The organism is Providencia huaxiensis (genome assembly GCF_002843235.3).
In the GTDB taxonomy this organism is placed as follows: domain Bacteria; phylum Pseudomonadota; class Gammaproteobacteria; order Enterobacterales; family Enterobacteriaceae; genus Providencia; species Providencia huaxiensis.
Genome location: NZ_CP031123.2, coordinates 801,242 through 816,544 on the forward strand (window position 1 = coordinate 801,242; position 15,303 = coordinate 816,544).

General features: G+C 40.4%; 14 protein-coding genes and 2 pseudogenes. 6 read left to right on the forward strand and 10 right to left on the reverse strand.

What is annotated here, in order from left to right; all coding sequences use genetic code 11:
- Positions 1 to 9 precede the first annotated feature (9 nt).
- From fdxH to CYG50_RS05040, 4 genes and pseudogenes are all read left to right on the forward strand, one after another.
- Positions 10 to 897, forward strand: a complete 888-nt coding sequence (gene fdxH, locus CYG50_RS05025; RefSeq protein WP_004909723.1) for a formate dehydrogenase subunit beta — start codon at positions 10 to 12, stop codon at positions 895 to 897.
- A pseudogene (locus CYG50_RS05030) lies at positions 890 to 1,120 on the forward strand (cytochrome b/b6 domain-containing protein); the annotation flags it as partial. The gene fdxH and the pseudogene CYG50_RS05030, both read left to right, overlap by 8 nt.
- Positions 1,121 to 1,172: 52 nt before the next feature.
- Positions 1,173 to 2,704 (forward strand): IS3 family transposase gene (locus CYG50_RS05035; protein ID WP_374189495.1). Its coding sequence is split into 2 segments (ribosomal slippage): positions 1,173 to 1,635 and positions 1,635 to 2,704, totalling 1,533 coding nucleotides; the frame shifts between segments, so codons are not numbered across the junction.
- Positions 2,705 to 2,737: 33 nt separating this feature from the next.
- Positions 2,738 to 3,187 (forward strand): annotated as a pseudogene (locus tag CYG50_RS05040) (formate dehydrogenase subunit gamma); the annotation flags it as partial.
- A gap of 104 nt (positions 3,188 to 3,291) precedes the next feature.
- On the opposite strand, the gene CYG50_RS05045 reads toward CYG50_RS05040, so the two are convergent.
- Both CYG50_RS05045 and CYG50_RS05050 read right to left on the reverse strand, forming a co-directional pair.
- Complete coding sequence (locus CYG50_RS05045) at positions 3,292 to 3,840, reverse strand: GNAT family N-acetyltransferase (protein WP_102139537.1); 549 nt, start codon at positions 3,838 to 3,840, stop codon at positions 3,292 to 3,294.
- A gap of 2 nt (positions 3,841 to 3,842) precedes the next feature.
- Positions 3,843 to 4,283 (reverse strand): GNAT family N-acetyltransferase, encoded by a 441-nt coding sequence (locus CYG50_RS05050; protein ID WP_102139538.1) that lies wholly within the window; start codon positions 4,281 to 4,283, stop codon positions 3,843 to 3,845.
- Positions 4,284 to 4,502: 219 nt separating this feature from the next.
- On the opposite strand from CYG50_RS05050, the gene agp reads away from it, so the two are divergent.
- Both agp and CYG50_RS05060 read left to right on the forward strand, forming a co-directional pair.
- Positions 4,503 to 5,756 (forward strand): bifunctional glucose-1-phosphatase/inositol phosphatase, encoded by a 1,254-nt coding sequence (gene agp / locus CYG50_RS05055; RefSeq protein WP_102139539.1) that lies wholly within the window; start codon positions 4,503 to 4,505, stop codon positions 5,754 to 5,756.
- A gap of 108 nt (positions 5,757 to 5,864) precedes the next feature.
- On the forward strand, positions 5,865 to 6,329 hold the full coding sequence (locus CYG50_RS05060) for a GNAT family N-acetyltransferase (RefSeq protein WP_102139540.1): 465 nt from the start codon (positions 5,865 to 5,867) through the stop codon (positions 6,327 to 6,329).
- 205 nt (positions 6,330 to 6,534) lie between these two features.
- Here CYG50_RS05060 and CYG50_RS05065 read toward each other — a convergent pair whose 3' ends face one another.
- The 8 genes from CYG50_RS05065 to mdtG all read right to left on the reverse strand — a co-directional run bounded on the left by CYG50_RS05065 (position 6,535) and on the right by mdtG (position 15,176).
- Entirely contained in the window at positions 6,535 to 6,972 is a 438-nt protein-coding gene (locus tag CYG50_RS05065; RefSeq protein ID WP_102139541.1) for a universal stress protein, read from the reverse strand.
- 199 nt (positions 6,973 to 7,171) lie between these two features.
- Positions 7,172 to 7,741, reverse strand: coding sequence for a tetratricopeptide repeat protein (locus tag CYG50_RS05070; RefSeq protein ID WP_102139542.1), 570 nt, complete (start codon positions 7,739 to 7,741; stop codon positions 7,172 to 7,174).
- A 548-nt stretch (positions 7,742 to 8,289) separates the two neighbouring features.
- Positions 8,290 to 8,697, reverse strand: a complete 408-nt coding sequence (locus CYG50_RS05075) for an acyl-CoA thioesterase (protein WP_102139543.1) — start codon at positions 8,695 to 8,697, stop codon at positions 8,290 to 8,292.
- 225 nt (positions 8,698 to 8,922) lie between these two features.
- Positions 8,923 to 9,279 carry a hypothetical protein gene (locus CYG50_RS05080; protein WP_102139544.1) on the reverse strand — a complete coding sequence of 119 codons (357 nt, stop codon included), beginning with the start codon at positions 9,277 to 9,279 and terminating at the stop codon, positions 8,923 to 8,925.
- A gap of 109 nt (positions 9,280 to 9,388) precedes the next feature.
- Positions 9,389 to 10,807: an NAD(P)/FAD-dependent oxidoreductase gene (locus CYG50_RS05085; RefSeq protein WP_102139545.1), complete on the reverse strand. Its 1,419-nt coding sequence runs from the start codon at positions 10,805 to 10,807 to the stop codon at positions 9,389 to 9,391.
- 285 nt (positions 10,808 to 11,092) lie between these two features.
- The gene (locus tag CYG50_RS05090; RefSeq protein WP_102139546.1) at positions 11,093 to 11,881 is read right to left on the reverse strand and encodes a PhzF family protein; all 789 of its coding nucleotides are present in this window, start codon (positions 11,879 to 11,881) and stop codon (positions 11,093 to 11,095) included.
- 155 nt (positions 11,882 to 12,036) lie between these two features.
- Entirely contained in the window at positions 12,037 to 13,566 is a 1,530-nt protein-coding gene (locus tag CYG50_RS05095) for a peptide MFS transporter (protein ID WP_102139547.1), read from the reverse strand.
- 383 nt (positions 13,567 to 13,949) lie between these two features.
- Positions 13,950 to 15,176: a multidrug efflux MFS transporter MdtG gene (gene mdtG / locus CYG50_RS05100; RefSeq protein ID WP_102139548.1), complete on the reverse strand. Its 1,227-nt coding sequence runs from the start codon at positions 15,174 to 15,176 to the stop codon at positions 13,950 to 13,952.
- Positions 15,177 to 15,303: the final 127 nt, after the last annotated feature.

A 15,303-nucleotide genomic window follows, 5' to 3' on the forward strand; every position in this document is an offset into this window, starting at 1 on the left:
GGAGGGAACATGTCCATGCAATCTCAAGACATTATTAAACGTTCCGCGACCAATAGCATTACGCCTCCGCCACAAGCGCGTGATGATAAGCTTGAAGTCTGTAAGCTCATCGATGTGTCATCCTGTATCGGCTGTAAAGCTTGTCAGGTGGCATGTTCTGAGTGGAATGATATCCGTGACGAAGTTGGCCATTGCGTTGGGGTTTATGATAACCCTACGGATTTAAGTGCAAAATCGTGGACGGTGATGCGTTTTAGCGAAACCACTGAAATGGGCAAGCTAGAATGGCTGATCCGTAAAGATGGCTGTATGCACTGTACCGATCCTGGATGTTTGAAGTCTTGCCCATCAGCAGGAGCAATCATTCAGTACGCAAATGGTATTGTGGATTTCCAATCAGAGCACTGTATTGGTTGTGGCTATTGTATCGCAGGTTGCCCATTCAACATTCCTCGATTAAACCCGAAAGATAATCGAGTATACAAGTGTACCTTGTGTGTTGATAGGGTGAGTGTTGGCCAAGAACCAGCATGTGTGAAAACTTGTCCAACAGGCGCTATTCGTTTCGGTACGAAAAAAGAGATGTTGGAATACGGTGCAGAGCGCGTAACGAAATTGCAAAATCGGGGTTATGCGCAAGCGGGAATTTATGATCCTGAAGGCGTTGGTGGTACACATGTTGTTTATGTACTTCACCATGCTGACAAACCTGAACTGTATCATGGCCTGCCTAAAGACCCACAAATTGATACGCCAATCAATCTGTGGCAGGGCATCTTGAAACCACTTTCTGTCGTTGGATTTATCGCGACCTTTGCAGGGTTGATTTTCCACTATGTGGGAATTGGTCCGAACAAAGAAGTGAGTGATGAAGAGGAGAAAGATGACCATGAGTAAGAAAAGCAAAATGATTGTGCGGACTAAGTTTATTGACCGCGCGTGTCACTGGACGGTTGTCATCAGTTTCTTCTTGGTTGCTTTGTCGGGGATCGCGTTATTTTTCCCAACACTGAAATGGTTGACGGAAACCTTTGGTACACCACAAATGGGACGGATTTTACACCCATTCTTCGGTGTACTCATTTTCGTCGTGCTGATGTCCCCCTGTGTCAGGATAGTTGTCGCCTCAGTTTTTCATAAAAATATAACAGGGAGCGGTAAGTTAGATATTAGTGAAGCATTATCCTGAAGATCATAAGAAAGCCATCATTAGAAAGCTGGTTGAAAGTGGCTTATCATTACGCCAATTCGCAAAGCTAGAAAGTATCAACTTATCTACTTTGTATTCATGGCGAGATAAGTATTTAAAAGCAGGTTCTAGTTTGGCTGATAGCAATAGTTCAGATGGTTGGTCACCAGAGCAAAAGTTCTCAATTGTTTTAGAAACAGCAGCATTGAGCGAAATTGAGTTAAGTGAGTATTGCCGTGAAAAAGGGCTTTACCCTGAGCAAGTTAAAGAATGGAAGCGAAGCTGCATTGCAGGCAATCAAACTAAAGCCCAGCAACGTAAGCAATTAACCCAAGAGCGAAAGGATGATCGTAAGCGGATTAAAGAGTTAGAAAGAGAGTTAAAGCGCAAAGATGCTGCGCTTGCTGAAACGGCAGCGTTGTTGGTGCTCAGAAAAAAGTTAAATGCCTACTGGGGGGAAGACGAGGACAATTAACCTCACTCACAGATAGGCAGCATTACGCATCTCTGATTGATGAAGCAGTCGGCTCAGGTGCTAGAAAAGAGAAAGCCTGTGAAGAAGTTGGTATGTCTGTACGCACATTACAACGCTGGCAGGAAAGCGGTGAAATCAGTGGTGACAAAAGACCTACAGCTGATAGGCCAGAACCGAGTAACAAGCTCACTGAGGAAGAGCAGCAAGCGATATTAGCTACCTGTAACCAAGAAGAATACGCCAATTTAGGGCCAAGTCAGATAGTGCCAATGCTGGCAGATAACGGGCAATATCTCGCGTCTGAATCGAGCTTTTATCGTGTGTTGAAAGCCAATGACCAGCTAGCCCATCGAGGTAAAGCAAAACCTAAAGGTAGCCGAGCTAAACCTAAGGGGTACACAGCGACAGCGCCAAACCAAGTGTGGACTTGGGATATTAGTTACTGCCCGTCAACGGTCATTGGTCGGTTCTTCTACCTCTACATGATAATCGACATCTTCAGCCGTAAGGTTGTCGGGTGGGAAGTTCATGACAGTGAATCAGGTGAACATGCTGCCCAATTGCTTGAGCGCACGCTCTGGTCTGAGAAATGCGTTAAAAAAGACGTGGTATTGCATTCAGATAACGGTAGCCCGATGAAATGTTTGACGATGCAAGCCAAAATGCTTGATATGGGTGTCATTGGCTCTCGTAGCCGCCCCGGTGTCAGCAATGATAATCCGTACTCAGAATCATTGTTCCGCACGGTCAAATACAGTCACCGCTGGCCAAGCGAAGGCTTTAAAAGCCTTGAAGATGCAAGAGCTTGGATGAAAGGCTTCGCTCAATGGTACAACACTGAGCACAGGCATAGTCGCATCAAATTCGTGACACCAGCGCAACGCCATAATGGTGAAGATAAAGCGATATTGGCAAGACGCCATGAGCTATATACCAAAGCGCAAAAAAAGAACCCTAACCGCTGGTCAAAGGGTATTAGAAACTGGGAGGAAATCGGTGATGTGAAATTAAACCCAGAGAACAAAAAAGAAGCTGCTTAACAGCTCAGGCGACAACTACCTTGAAAAACGCCGATGTTTATGTTTGTTCGCTTTGTAAAACACAATATTCCAGATAAGAAAGACTTACCTTGGATTAAAAATATTGTTGAAGTACTCAAAGGTAACGAACATGAAGTGGCTGATGTCGGTAAATATAATGCCGGTCAAAAAATGATGTTCTGGAGTATCATGAGCCTGATTTTTGTGCTCTTGGTCACCGGTATTATTATTTGGCGCCCTTATTTCGCACATTTATTCCCAATGTGGATGGTGCGTTGGGGGCTGTTGATCCACGCTGTTGCTGCGATTGTCTTGATCCATGCCATTTTAATTCATATGTACATGGCATTTTGGGTTAAAGGTTCAATCAACGGAATGATCGAAGGGAAAGTTAGCCGCCGTTGGGCGAGAAAACATCACCCTCGTTGGTACCGCGATGTTGAAGCGAAAGAAGCTAAAGCCGAAGCTGAAAGTAAAAAATAATTTATTTTTAGGTTAACGAAACCGCTGTTGTGTGATTAAGCATGGCAGCGGTTTTTTATTGGATGTAAATAAGCATGAATTGTGAGCAATTTCTTTATGGCAAACTAACGGTTGTCAGCCGCTAATCGATATAGCACATGTTCTTGCAACCAATGGCCATCAGGGAGTGCAGGGTGATAAAAGTTATTTGGATGTTTTATCATTCCAAGTCTTTTCATAACAGATTCTGATGGAGAATTGACCACCGCGGTGAACGCAACAAGCTCTTCTAGTTTTAGTTGTTCAAATGCAAATTTGATCGCGGCGTGAGCCCCTTCAGTCGCATAGCCTTGGTGCCAATAGTTGGGATGCAAGCGCCAACTTAATTCAACACAAGGGGAAAAAGGTAAATTAGCGGCGGGAATATTTAAACCGATAAACCCAATGAATTGTTTATTGGATTTTAATTCTACAGCCCATAATCCCCACCCCCCTTGTTGAGCGAATTTATCTATGATGGTTTCCATAAATTGTGCATTTTGCTGTTCATTTAGCACAGAAGGAAAGTAGTGCATGACATCGGGATGGCTATTCATTTGGTAAAGTGGGTGCTTATCTTCTTCTTGCCACCCACGTAGCCGTAAACGTTCAGTTTCTAATTCAATGATTTTCATGATTATTCTTTATTAAGGTGCATATGGAGAATAGGGAACGGATTACCTTCGCCATCTAGTTCAGAACGTGCATATTGTGTAAAACCCATGTGCTGATAGAAGCCGATGGCTTGAGGATTTTGCTCATTAACGTCCAGTTCAGTAATGCCTAACGTGTCAATGGCATATTGAAGGAGTTTTTTCCCAGTACCTTGGCCTCTACTTTCTTGAGAAATAAACAACATTTCAAGGCGGTGTTTATCGCAGCCTAGAAAACCGGTCATATTACCTGTGTCATCAAATACCACAAAAACAGCTAAATGCGGTAAGTAAAGCTGTTTGATAGCAACTTTTAGCTCCGCAATTTTTTCTTCAGTTAAAAAATGGTGGGTAGCTCTAACTGAAGACTCCCAAACACGAATAATATCATCATCGTGTGCACGTGTGGCACTTTGGACTATCATTATATTATCTCCATGTATTAACTGGAAATCTTAGCTTTTGGTTTTTTTATGTCAATCGCTTATTTTAAATTTACGTTAAGGTTGTTTTTGAGATATTTATCGCAGAAAAAAAAGCTAACTACTTCATTATTAGACTAGCTACGGCGTAATTTTTTCGCCAATTATTTAATATAGCGATAAAGTACTTTTCTTTGTTAATTTAATCGTAGGGGTATCTTAATGAAATATAAATTATTAACTCTCTGTTTATCTACGGCACTATTAACACCAATTGCACCTGTATTAGCCAATACAGGCACCGAATCAGATATGATTTTGGACCAAGTTTTAGTCCTTAGCCGCCATAATTTACGTACACCTATCGTAAATACCGGTATTCTTACTGAAGTGACTGATAAAAAATGGCCTGCTTGGGATGCGCAAAGTGGTTATCTCACAACGAAAGGCGGCGCACTTGAAGTCTATATGGGGCATTATTTTAGGGAATGGATCGACCAAAATAAATTACTTGCAGATGAACTGTGCCCAACGAGCAATGAGGATGTGTACCTTTATACGAATAGTCTACAAAGAACGATAGCAACCGCCCAATTTTTTGCGGCAGGTGCATTTCCTGGATGCAAGGTGAGTATTCATCATCAGCCTGAAATTGGCAAAATGGATCCTGTTTTTAACCCCATTATTACGAATGGCTCCCCTGAATTTAAGCAAAAGGCACTTGCGGAGATGGAGCAATATTTTAACGGGTTATCGCTTACAGCGGGTTATGAAGAATTGGATACAGTTCTGAATATTAAAGACTCGCAAAAATGTAAAACAGATAAACTGTGTAATTTAAACAGCCAAAAAAATAGTTTTATTATTGAAGCAGAAAAAGAACCGGGCGTCAGTGGCCCATTAAAAATTGCGAATTCAGCTGTAGACGCTATTGATCTGCAATATTATGAAGGTTTTCCGGCTAATGATGTGGCTTGGGGGCTTGTGGATACCCCTGAAAAATGGAAAAAACTGAATACGTTAAAAAATGCTTACCAAGAAACGTTGTTTACGCCAAAAATTATTGCTAAGAATGTGGCTCATCCAATACTGAATTATATTGATAAAGGCTTTGTTTCTGTCGATAAAGGAGAAACTGCAAAATTTATATTCTTAGTCGGGCATGATTCGAATATTGCTTCGTTGATGTCAGCTATGGATTTTAAACCATATCAATTACCAGAGCAGTATGAGCACACCCCAATTGGGGGGAAATTAGTGTTTCAACGTTGGACGGACAAACAAGCTAATAAAGATTTTATGAAAGTAGAATATGTTTATCAAACCTCAGATCAGCTTAGGGATAATACATATTTGTCATTACAAACACCTCCTAAGCATGTCACATTAGAGTTAAAAGGGTGCCCAATAGATAAAAGCGGCTATTGTTCTTGGGAAGATTTCCAAAAAGTCATGGCGACAGCCTTAGAACAGTAATAACGGGGTGTTGATGCTCGACTAACTTGAGTGGGGCATCACTTTTTGGGAAGATAGTTAAATTATATATTCAGTTTATTAATATGTTATGTGGATAAAACGCTCACTATGCCTATTCAGTTTTTTCAACTAAGCCAAATTGGTACTGCAGATCTTATCGCATTAAATACTCACCCTGCTGTGCTTGAACATATGCCGTTAGGCAGTCATCTTTTTGATGAGCAAGCCTGCCGTGAGTGGGTTGCAGGAAAAGAGCAGCATTGGGATCAACATGGCTATGGCGTATGGGCCATTATGATTGATGGTCAGTTTGCAGGCTGGGGAGGGTTACAAAATGAAGCGGGTGACGCGGATTTAGCTTTAGTTTTGCATCCCAAGTTTTGGGGAAAGGGAAAATACATTGTTAATAATATAATTCATAAAGCTTTTACATCACTGAAGGTTGAGTCCGTTACAATTCACTTACCGCTAACGCGTAAGAAAATATCAGCGATTTTGCGTTATGGTTTTACTGAAGAGGCTATTGTTGATTTTGACGGTATTCTTTTTAAGCGTTTTAGATTAAGCCACTGAACAGTTTTATCGCATAAAAAAACCCTGCTAAAAAGCAGGGCGTGAAAATCACGAAAATGTTTATGAGCCTTTAATTTACTCTAAATTAGCGAGAAAATAGCCTTATAAAGTGTATGTCTTTGCTGTTTTTTGTAACAATCATTAAGACTAAGCCTTTTATTTGTAAAATGCGTTGGTTTAGCTGTAAATGTAACTTTAGCCCTTATTATCTAACAACTAATACGCTAGTTTTCGCATAGCGAACTACTGAGGCTGCATTCGAACCGAGCAAATAGGTTGACATACTTGGGCGGCGTGAACCGAGTAAAATAATATCAGCGTTAATATCTTCTGCTGTCGCGAGAATTTCGTCTTTAACAGAACCGACGGTTGCTTTTGCCTGTATCTTATCTGCAGGGATATCAAATAATTTAATTTTTTCTTTTAGCTCGGTCAGAATAATTTCAGCTTGCTTTTCGTCATCAGGAAAGTCTCCTGGCAAGATTGTGCCACCGTAGCGTAAATAATTTGAAATTGGTGCGGTTACGGCAAGAAAGTGTACTGTTGCATCGTTCAATTTTTGTAGCGAATTAACATGAGGCACTAATAAATTAGTGAGGGCATCTTCGGTTACATCGATAGGAACTAAAATTGTCTTGTACATAATATCTCCCTTTTTCTTTTATATTATAAGTTTAGAACAATATCATACATTGTGAATTCGATTATTAATAGTAATGGATTTATTGGGCAAAGGGTGTGAGCAAGTAGCCGTAATAAGATTTTTCATCAAAAAAAGAGGGGGACCTGATGCCATTATAATGAATAACATCAGGTAAAATGCAGGAAATATTGGGGTAGATTTATTTTTTTACGCAAGCTTCTTTTAAGCCAGCTTTGCAGGCTTGAGCTAGATATTCAGCTGCAGATTTTTCATTGATTTCAATTCCTTCACCACTTTCTAGCATTCTACCGACTTGGTATTGTGCGGGTGGAAATTTTTTATCAGCAGATTTTTTGAACCATTCAAAAGCCGTAATATAATTTTGTTTTACACCAATACCTTGATAGTAAAACTGCCCCATGTAGTTTTGGGCTTCAACGTTGCCTTTATTCGCTGACTTTTCGAATAGATCCATAGCCGTTTCAAGGTTGGCTTCAACACCATTACCATTTAAATACATATCACCTAAAAACAACTGAGCATCGGAGTTGCCTTTATTCGATGCCATTGTTAGCCATTTCTTTGCTTTACCATAGTCCTGTTTAAGCTCATTCCCAAGGTAATAGCCAATTCCTAACATGACTTGTGCTTTTATATCCCCTTTTTGTGCCTCTTGCTCAATGCGTTTAATGGCTTCTTTGGGAACTGCGGCGACACTCAGGTTAATTGAAAAGGCACATAAAATAATAAATGAGAGAATTCTAAGCATGATTTGATATCTTATATTAGCGTTGTTTTTTTCTGTTTTTAATACAATGTCTCAATGAGATTTATTGTCAACAAAGTAAAGCATATTATATAAAAAAAACTACATCAAAATACGTAATATAAAACAAGCGATACGTTGTGTGTTTTTACGCATTTTTAGGGTAATTAGTAACTTCCCATACTCTACGATTTTAATTGAAAAATATCAATATATAATAAAAAAGACAATATATTTGAGTATGAAGTTTAATGTCTTTTAGTAATGTTATGTATCTGTTGTTACAAGATATTAATAAAAAAATGATTTGAAATCATATGCGGAGGTTAAAGATAAGAGAATAAAATATTAATTGATAAGTTTTATTTTAGAAGATTATTTTTAAAAGACATTTAATACGAATAAATTATCGATATAAAACACATTAAAGGTGAGGAAAGTAAATAAAATAAGGAGTAGTGCATATGTATTAGAAAGGTGTGAATTGAAATTTACAGAGTCCACACCTTAACAATATGATAAAAACCTGCCCGTTAATGGCTTAAAAAAGCTTATAACTCAAATAATGGAGTAGGTTTACCGTTGTCATCAATGGCGACAAAATTAAATTGGCCATGTATCACTTCTTCACGACCATCAGAATACATATCCTCTAAAAAAATCGATACATTAACCGTTAAACTGGTTCTTCCGACTCGAATGACTTTACCGACCAATTCAACAATAGTGCCTGAAGGGATAGGGTGGGTGAAATTAATTTTCTCAGTTGATACGGTAACGAGGCGCTTACGGCTAAAACGCGTTGCGGTAATAAAAGAAACTTCATCCATCCAAGCGAGAGCAGTACCGCCAAATAGGGTGCTATGGTGGTTCGTTGTTGTTGGAAATACGACTTTAGAGACGCGAGAAATGGATTGTTCTATTTTTTGTGCGATAACATCGTCAGCGATGGAACTCATGGTCTACCTTACAATTGTTACTTAGTATGCTCGTAATTGTTAAAAGCAATAATGTTAAAGGCTAAGTGTAATACTCATTTCAAATTAATTCAGCAATAAATGTGAAGTGAATCGTTCCGGCAGGGGAAGTTTTTGAGAATATCAGCTGTAGCTAAAATCAGAAGGGTAATATTAAAGGCTCTGAGTTCAAATTATGAGCCTTTAAATTATAAGTGAGGCATGAAATTAATTATCTAAATACTCTGCGCTCATACGAACAGCTTTTGCATTGTTGCCACTTTTAACGCAAGAAACTAAAAATGCTTTAGACTCAGCCCAAATCGTGGCAGAAAAATCTTCGCCATCAACATCTTTTTCAACAGTAATAGGGTATTTTTCAACACCATCAAGCCACTCGATTAAGCCTGACTTACAGGTTGGAAAATCGTTTTTTGCAATTGAACCATCTAAAACAGGCACTGCAATTTGTGGTTTATTGTTGTTAGCAATCATGTCCTCTAATTGCTCTACGGTATAACTTTTCTCAGCGAAAGCAGTGGTACTTAATAGTGAAATCGCTATTGTTAATAGTAATTTATTCATAATCACTCCATTTGATTTAAGTTTCGAATACTATGTAATAAAGACACAATAGGCAATAAAAAAACCCTTCAAATTGAAGGGTTTTTGTGAGCAAGTTTTACAAGCCAGTTTAGCTGAATCTGTATAGGCTAAATGGTTTAACATTCAATGATGGCTCTTTACCCAGTAACAAGTCAGCCGTGAGCTCAGAAGAAACTGGGCTTTCTGTCATTCCCCAACCTGTAGCAGTATTAATGACAAGGCCCGGATACTCATTAACCTGAGAAATAATTGGATGCTCATCAGGTGCGATGGCCATAGCACCACTCCATTGGTCAATAAGTTTAGAATCCTTAAATGCAGGGAATTCAGTTTTTAATTTCTCAAATGATGCATTCAACTCAGGTAAATCAGGCAATGCCGTCATATTTCTGTGTTTTTCGAAAGGTGAAATTTCGTCCAACTTCCAGCTGGTTGGTTCGGTAAATGAATTAATTAACTGCTCATTTAATGAAATATGCACAGGGAAATCAGGCATAGACAGCAATGGAATGTATTTATAACCATAAACGAAGGAGTCTTTAACAACAGGGGCAACAATCACACGTGGAGATGTTGCGTAGGTGCCGTCAGCTTGTTCACGGAAGAAAATATTGCCAGGTAAAGCAACGTTACCCCCCGGTGCAGTTGGTGATCCGGTGATCAGTTGCTGAGATTGATAAGCGGGCAGTGTTGGGACATCAACACCTAAGTTTTGCATAAACAGCCTTGACCATACGCCACCTGCGACAACAACACGCGAAGTCTTAATAGCCCCTTTCTCGGTGACGACATCAGAAATGACGCCTGCTTGGGTTTCTAAGCCTCTAGCTGCACAGTTAGTATAAATTTTTATACCTAATTTTTTGGCGTAATCTGCCATGACGAAGGTCGCAATTTCAGCATCTAAGCTACCAGAGTCTTCTTCAAAACCAGCGATAGTCCATTTAGATTGTGCACCATTCAAACGTTGGTTGAGCTCAGCACCTTCGATAATACGTGTTTTGAACGGAATATCTGAACCGACGTTTTTACTGCGAGTATCAATCCACTCTCTAACGTTGACAAGATCTTCTTCATCAAATGGTACTTCAACGCGACCTTGAGTACGATAGCTAGTATCTGCACCGACTTTCGCGTTCATCTCTCTCCAACGCTGTTTCCCTAAGTGGTGTAGTAAGAACGTTTCATCTGGCATTTTATACGTGATAACTTGGCCGTAGAAGCGGGATGATTGCTCGCCTGCGATGTTACCTTTTTCAACAATAACAACATCTAAACCACGCCCGACCAGCTCAATTGCAGTCATGATCCCCAGAATTCCAGCGCCAATAACAACGACGTCAGCTTGCTGTGGTAGAGAGCCTTCAGTTCCTGCAACAAAGCCATGTCGTGGCTTACCAGGCACAAATCGACCTTCACGAGTTAACATTGGAGTTAAAATTCCGGCCCCTGCAGCAACGGCAACAACGCCACCACCAATCAAAAATTTTCTTCTAGTAATAGCCATCTTATTAAGTTCCTTATATCGAATGAGTTTTTCACAATTGACCAAAGCTTCAATTAGAAATATTTATAATTGTAATTATATCTTTAATAATAATTATAATTGTAAACCAAATTGGGTTGAAATTAAAATTTTTAATTAAATGTTAAAGATGTTTTTCGGATATGAAATGGGCGCCACTATTTCAAGAGTAATAATGTTCAAGAAAAATACTGGCGCTGGCACTATTTGGATAGAAGAATAGACAGGATAGAAATGATTCTGTTTCTACTTGTTTGATTTTTAATCTTAAATGTGGATTTCACCTGTTAGGAATAAGACGGCTTTACCTGTTAATTTTACTCGTTCAGAGGTCAGCTCACATTGAACTACTCCTCCGCGTGATGAAATTTGTTGGCCAACTAACTGCAATTTATTCAGCCGGTCTGCCCATATTGGCGCGATAGCACAATGTGAGGTACCGGTTACAGGGTCTTCATCTACCCCTTTTGCTGGGGCAAAATAGCGAGAAACAAAGTCACAGTCGCCATTAGCACTTTCTGCTGTAATTGCTAATCCAGGAAGAGAAAGCTGCGAAAGTTTTAACATATCCGGCTGACAGTCTTGAACGTGCTGTGCACTTTCAAGAAAACACAGGTAACGGTCTTTCGCTATCCAAAGCTCTTTGATTTTAACTCCAAGGATGTCGGCGAGGTGTGGGTACTGGTTTGGGTCGCTTTGTACGGATCCTAGTATTGGGAAATCCAGAGTAAATCCTGGGCCATTTTGCGTCACAACTAGCTCACCGGATAGAGAATTAAATATTAAAGGATGAATATCTTGTTGGAGCACATGATTTAACACAAAGGCAGCGGCAAGTGTTGCATGACCACACAGTTTTACTTCAACTTTAGGGGTGAACCATCGGATATGACGACCGACTAAAAATGCGGTTTCTGATAAGTTCACTTCTGCGGCAATAGCAATGAGCTGTTCATCTGGTAGCCAGTTATCGAGTAACACAACCGCAGCAGGATTACCGTGAAAAAGGGTATCAGTGAAGGCATCAACATAGTAAATAGGGGCGGATAGGCTCATTGAATGATTTCCTAAAGTCATTATGGGACGGTGAGAGAGCAGTATAGCGCCTATTCTATGAAATATAATAAGCAAATTATTAGGGAGTTAATGACGCAGAGGAGGTCCGGTAGCGAGTGAGCTGCTACCGGATAGAGGACAATTAATGAGCGTTATTAAGCATTTGCTTCATTTTTGTCTGCATTTTTAAGCATTTTTCTAACAGGGATAATCAACGCTGCCAATACAATGGCACAGATAACCAGCGCAATAGAGACGTGAGAGAAGAGCTCAGGCATGGAATCTAATTGGTCTTTACGGATGTTACCGCCCATGATGCCCGCAGCAAGGTTACCCAATGCACTCGCACAGAACCATAACCCCATCACTTGGCCGCGCATTTTTTGTGGCGCAAGTAAGGTCATTGTTGCTAACCCGATAGGGCTTAAGCACAGTTCCCCTAATGTCAGTAATAAGATACTGCCAACTAACCAGAAAGGTGAAACGCCACTTTGTGTTGCAAGCACTTGGTTTGCCGCTACCATCATGATAGCAAAGCCGCCAGCAGCAAATAAGATACCAATCACGAACTTGGTCATACTGCTTGGGTTCATATTACGTTTAGCCAGCGAAGGCCAGAACCAGCTAAATACTGGCGCTAACAATATAATGAACAGCGCATTGATTGATTGGAACCAAATGGTTGGGATTTCAAAACTGCCCATTTGACGGTCAGTATAGTCACGAGCAAAGATATTAAATGAAGTCGGTTTTTGCTCAAAGGCTGACCAGAAAAATGCGGCTGCAACTAGTAAAATTAAGCAAGCTAGTAAGCGAGAACGTTCACTGCTGGTTAAGCCGCCAAGGAAGAACATAAATAAGAAATAGATGCCCACACAGGTCGAGATAACATAAGCAGAGCTTTTCGCGATTATTGAGGCATTAAATGGGATAGTACCATTATCAATCAAGACAACCAGTATGGCTAATAACACCATGGCAAAGGTCACCCATTTCCCCACATTTTTGCGCTCAACCGTTGGGCGGTTCCATGTGGAATCAAGGCCAACTTCTTTATCATAACGGCGCATTTGAGGAATAGCGTAAAAACGGAAGATTAGCAGCGCAATTAACATGCCTAAGCCACCAAGGCCAAAACCTAAATGCCAACCATACTTTTCATGAAGTGGACCAATAATCAACGGGGCAATAAATGAACCCATGTTAATTCCCATATAAAACAGGGAGAAACCGCCATCACGGCGTGTATCTTCTTTCTTATACAGGGTTCCTACCATTACTGTAATACAGGTTTTAAATAGCCCTGTACCCAATACGATGAGTAATAACCCAACGAAAAAGAAGGTGTTTGATAAAAATGCAGACATTGCGATAGACAAATGCCCAAACGCAATGATTAATGAGCCATACCAAACAGCACGACGTTGGCCTAACCAGTTATCGGCTAACCAACCGCCGGGTAATGAGGTGATATAAACCCCACCTGCAAAAATACCAACGATAGCGGAGGCTTGTTCAATGGGTAATTCCATCCCGCCTTGCAATAATGCCGCACTCATAAATAAGATAAGTAACGGTCTAACTCCGTAAAAAGAGAAGCGTTCCCACATTTCTGTGAGGAAAAGCGAACTCAATGGGTATGGATGCCCAAAAAAAGTTTTTGTTTTAGTCGCAGAATTGTTCATCTGTGAACTCCCATAAATACTCTCTTGAGAGGTTGTGCATGATATAAAACACCAAGCCGTGCGCTCGAGTGTCAATTGTTATTGATATGTTAACATGAATATGTGAAACATATTTTTAACATACATTATTATAGAATCACCTATATACAGAATGAATTTATTGTAAAAGGTGTGCTTTTAAGGTGAAAAGTCGATATAACTCTCATTTCTCACGATAAGCTAGGGGAAGATACAGGATTTTAGTTGACAATAAAAGAAAGAATTTTGAATCGATTAAGTTATTTAAAATCAATTTGTTATGTTCATTAAAATTTGATTTTAAGGAAAGTAAGACAATAAAGCCTATAAATCATCTGGTTTCTGTACAAAAAATAGCAAGACGTTTATTGGTCAGTAGGGGAGGCTCGTAGGCCATCAGATTGTCGTCGGATGACTAACCACGAATAAATTAGGTTGAAGAGAACCAATGCCGCGGTGAAAAAGAATACGGCTCTGAAACCATAAGTTGCTGCGACAAAGGACCCCATTAATGGCCCTGTCACGTTGCCAACATCACGCAATGCTTGGTTATAGCTGAAAATACGTCCGGTTACTTGGTGGGAAATATTATAGATAATTAACGTTTGTACCGCGGGTAGTAGTGCCGCATTCAGAGCCCCAAGCATAAATCGGAGAAAACCTAACTCCCAATAACTACTCACTAGCCCCATTGGGAATAAGACAAAAATAGATGCGCCCAGCACGGCGAGTAAAACTTTTTCAGGGCCTATTCGGTCACTGAGTTTACCTAACATGGGCGCACTGATTAAAGCCGCAACTCCAGGAATGGAAGCTATCACACCACTGACAAAGGCCAAGTTTTCAAGGGAATCAGATAAATCACGTACATAAAGCGTGATGACAGGGTTGATTGAGCCCATTGCAGCTTGAATAATCATGGTGGTAAAAAAGAGGCTGATTACTAAATTTTTATTACGTAAAGAGGCAAAAACTTGTTTGCTCGTTAATGCATCTTTGCGCGAAACCGGTGTAAAGCGTTCTCTGACATAAAAAAGCGTGACAAAAAAGCAGATAAACAGCACCGTTGCGGTAATGAAAAAGACGGGGCGTAAGCCATACTGGTCAGCAAGAAAACCGCCAATGAGTGGGCCAATAAGTGCGCCACTTACGGCACCCGTAGCGAGGACGCCCATAGCCCAACCACTTTTTTTCACGGGAATTTGAGTTGCAATCAGCGCGTTAGCATTAGGGACAAAGCCACCCAATAAACCTAATATGGCTCTTAAGGCTAATAATTGCCAAATATTCTGCGCAAAGCCAATTAACACCATAACAATCGCCATGCCCAGCGCAGATCGCAATAGCATTAACTTTCGTCCCTTGCGATCGGATAACCGACCCCAAAAAGGGGCGGCAATAGCAGAAAATAAGAAAGTGATACTAAAAACAGCGCCAGTCCATAAATTCAGCGAAGCATGGTCTTTGACGCCAAGTTCTTCAATATATAACGGGAGAAAAGGCATGATCAGGCTAAAGGCGGCGCCTGTTAAAAAACAGCCAAACCACACGACGTATAGGTTACGTTTCCAATACTCTGTTTTTCCCGTCATATTTATTTTTCCGTCATATTCAGCCCTACAGCGGTATTGGCTTCATTCAGCTCCCCGAGTTACTTTTTCCGTCATATTCAGTTCTACAGCGTTGTTGGCTTCAGTCAGCTACCCGAGTCACATACTT

What these genes read in the sequence shown, in the direction of transcription:
- CYG50_RS05045 (WP_102139537.1), bottom strand. Translation starts at nt 3,840, where the DNA reads ATGAAAATCATTGAATTAGAAACTGAACGTTTACGGCTACGTGGGTGG.
- CYG50_RS05090 (WP_102139546.1), bottom strand. Translation starts at nt 11,881, where the DNA reads ATGAGCCTATCCGCCCCTATTTACTATGTTGATGCCTTCACTGATACC.
- CYG50_RS05080 (WP_102139544.1), bottom strand. Translation starts at nt 9,279, where the DNA reads ATGAATAAATTACTATTAACAATAGCGATTTCACTATTAAGTACCACT.
- CYG50_RS05070 (WP_102139542.1), bottom strand. Translation starts at nt 7,741, where the DNA reads ATGCTTAGAATTCTCTCATTTATTATTTTATGTGCCTTTTCAATTAAC.
- agp (WP_102139539.1), top strand. Translation starts at nt 4,503, where the DNA reads ATGAAATATAAATTATTAACTCTCTGTTTATCTACGGCACTATTAACA.
- CYG50_RS05085 (WP_102139545.1), bottom strand. Translation starts at nt 10,807, where the DNA reads ATGGCTATTACTAGAAGAAAATTTTTGATTGGTGGTGGCGTTGTTGCC.
- mdtG (WP_102139548.1), bottom strand. Translation starts at nt 15,176, where the DNA reads ATGACGGGAAAAACAGAGTATTGGAAACGTAACCTATACGTCGTGTGG.
- CYG50_RS05065 (WP_102139541.1), bottom strand. Translation starts at nt 6,972, where the DNA reads ATGTACAAGACAATTTTAGTTCCTATCGATGTAACCGAAGATGCCCTC.
- CYG50_RS05095 (WP_102139547.1), bottom strand. Translation starts at nt 13,566, where the DNA reads ATGAACAATTCTGCGACTAAAACAAAAACTTTTTTTGGGCATCCATAC.
- CYG50_RS05075 (WP_102139543.1), bottom strand. Translation starts at nt 8,697, where the DNA reads ATGAGTTCCATCGCTGACGATGTTATCGCACAAAAAATAGAACAATCC.
- CYG50_RS05060 (WP_102139540.1), top strand. Translation starts at nt 5,865, where the DNA reads ATGCCTATTCAGTTTTTTCAACTAAGCCAAATTGGTACTGCAGATCTT.
- fdxH (WP_004909723.1), top strand. Translation starts at nt 10, where the DNA reads ATGTCCATGCAATCTCAAGACATTATTAAACGTTCCGCGACCAATAGC.
- CYG50_RS05050 (WP_102139538.1), bottom strand. Translation starts at nt 4,283, where the DNA reads ATGATAGTCCAAAGTGCCACACGTGCACACGATGATGATATTATTCGT.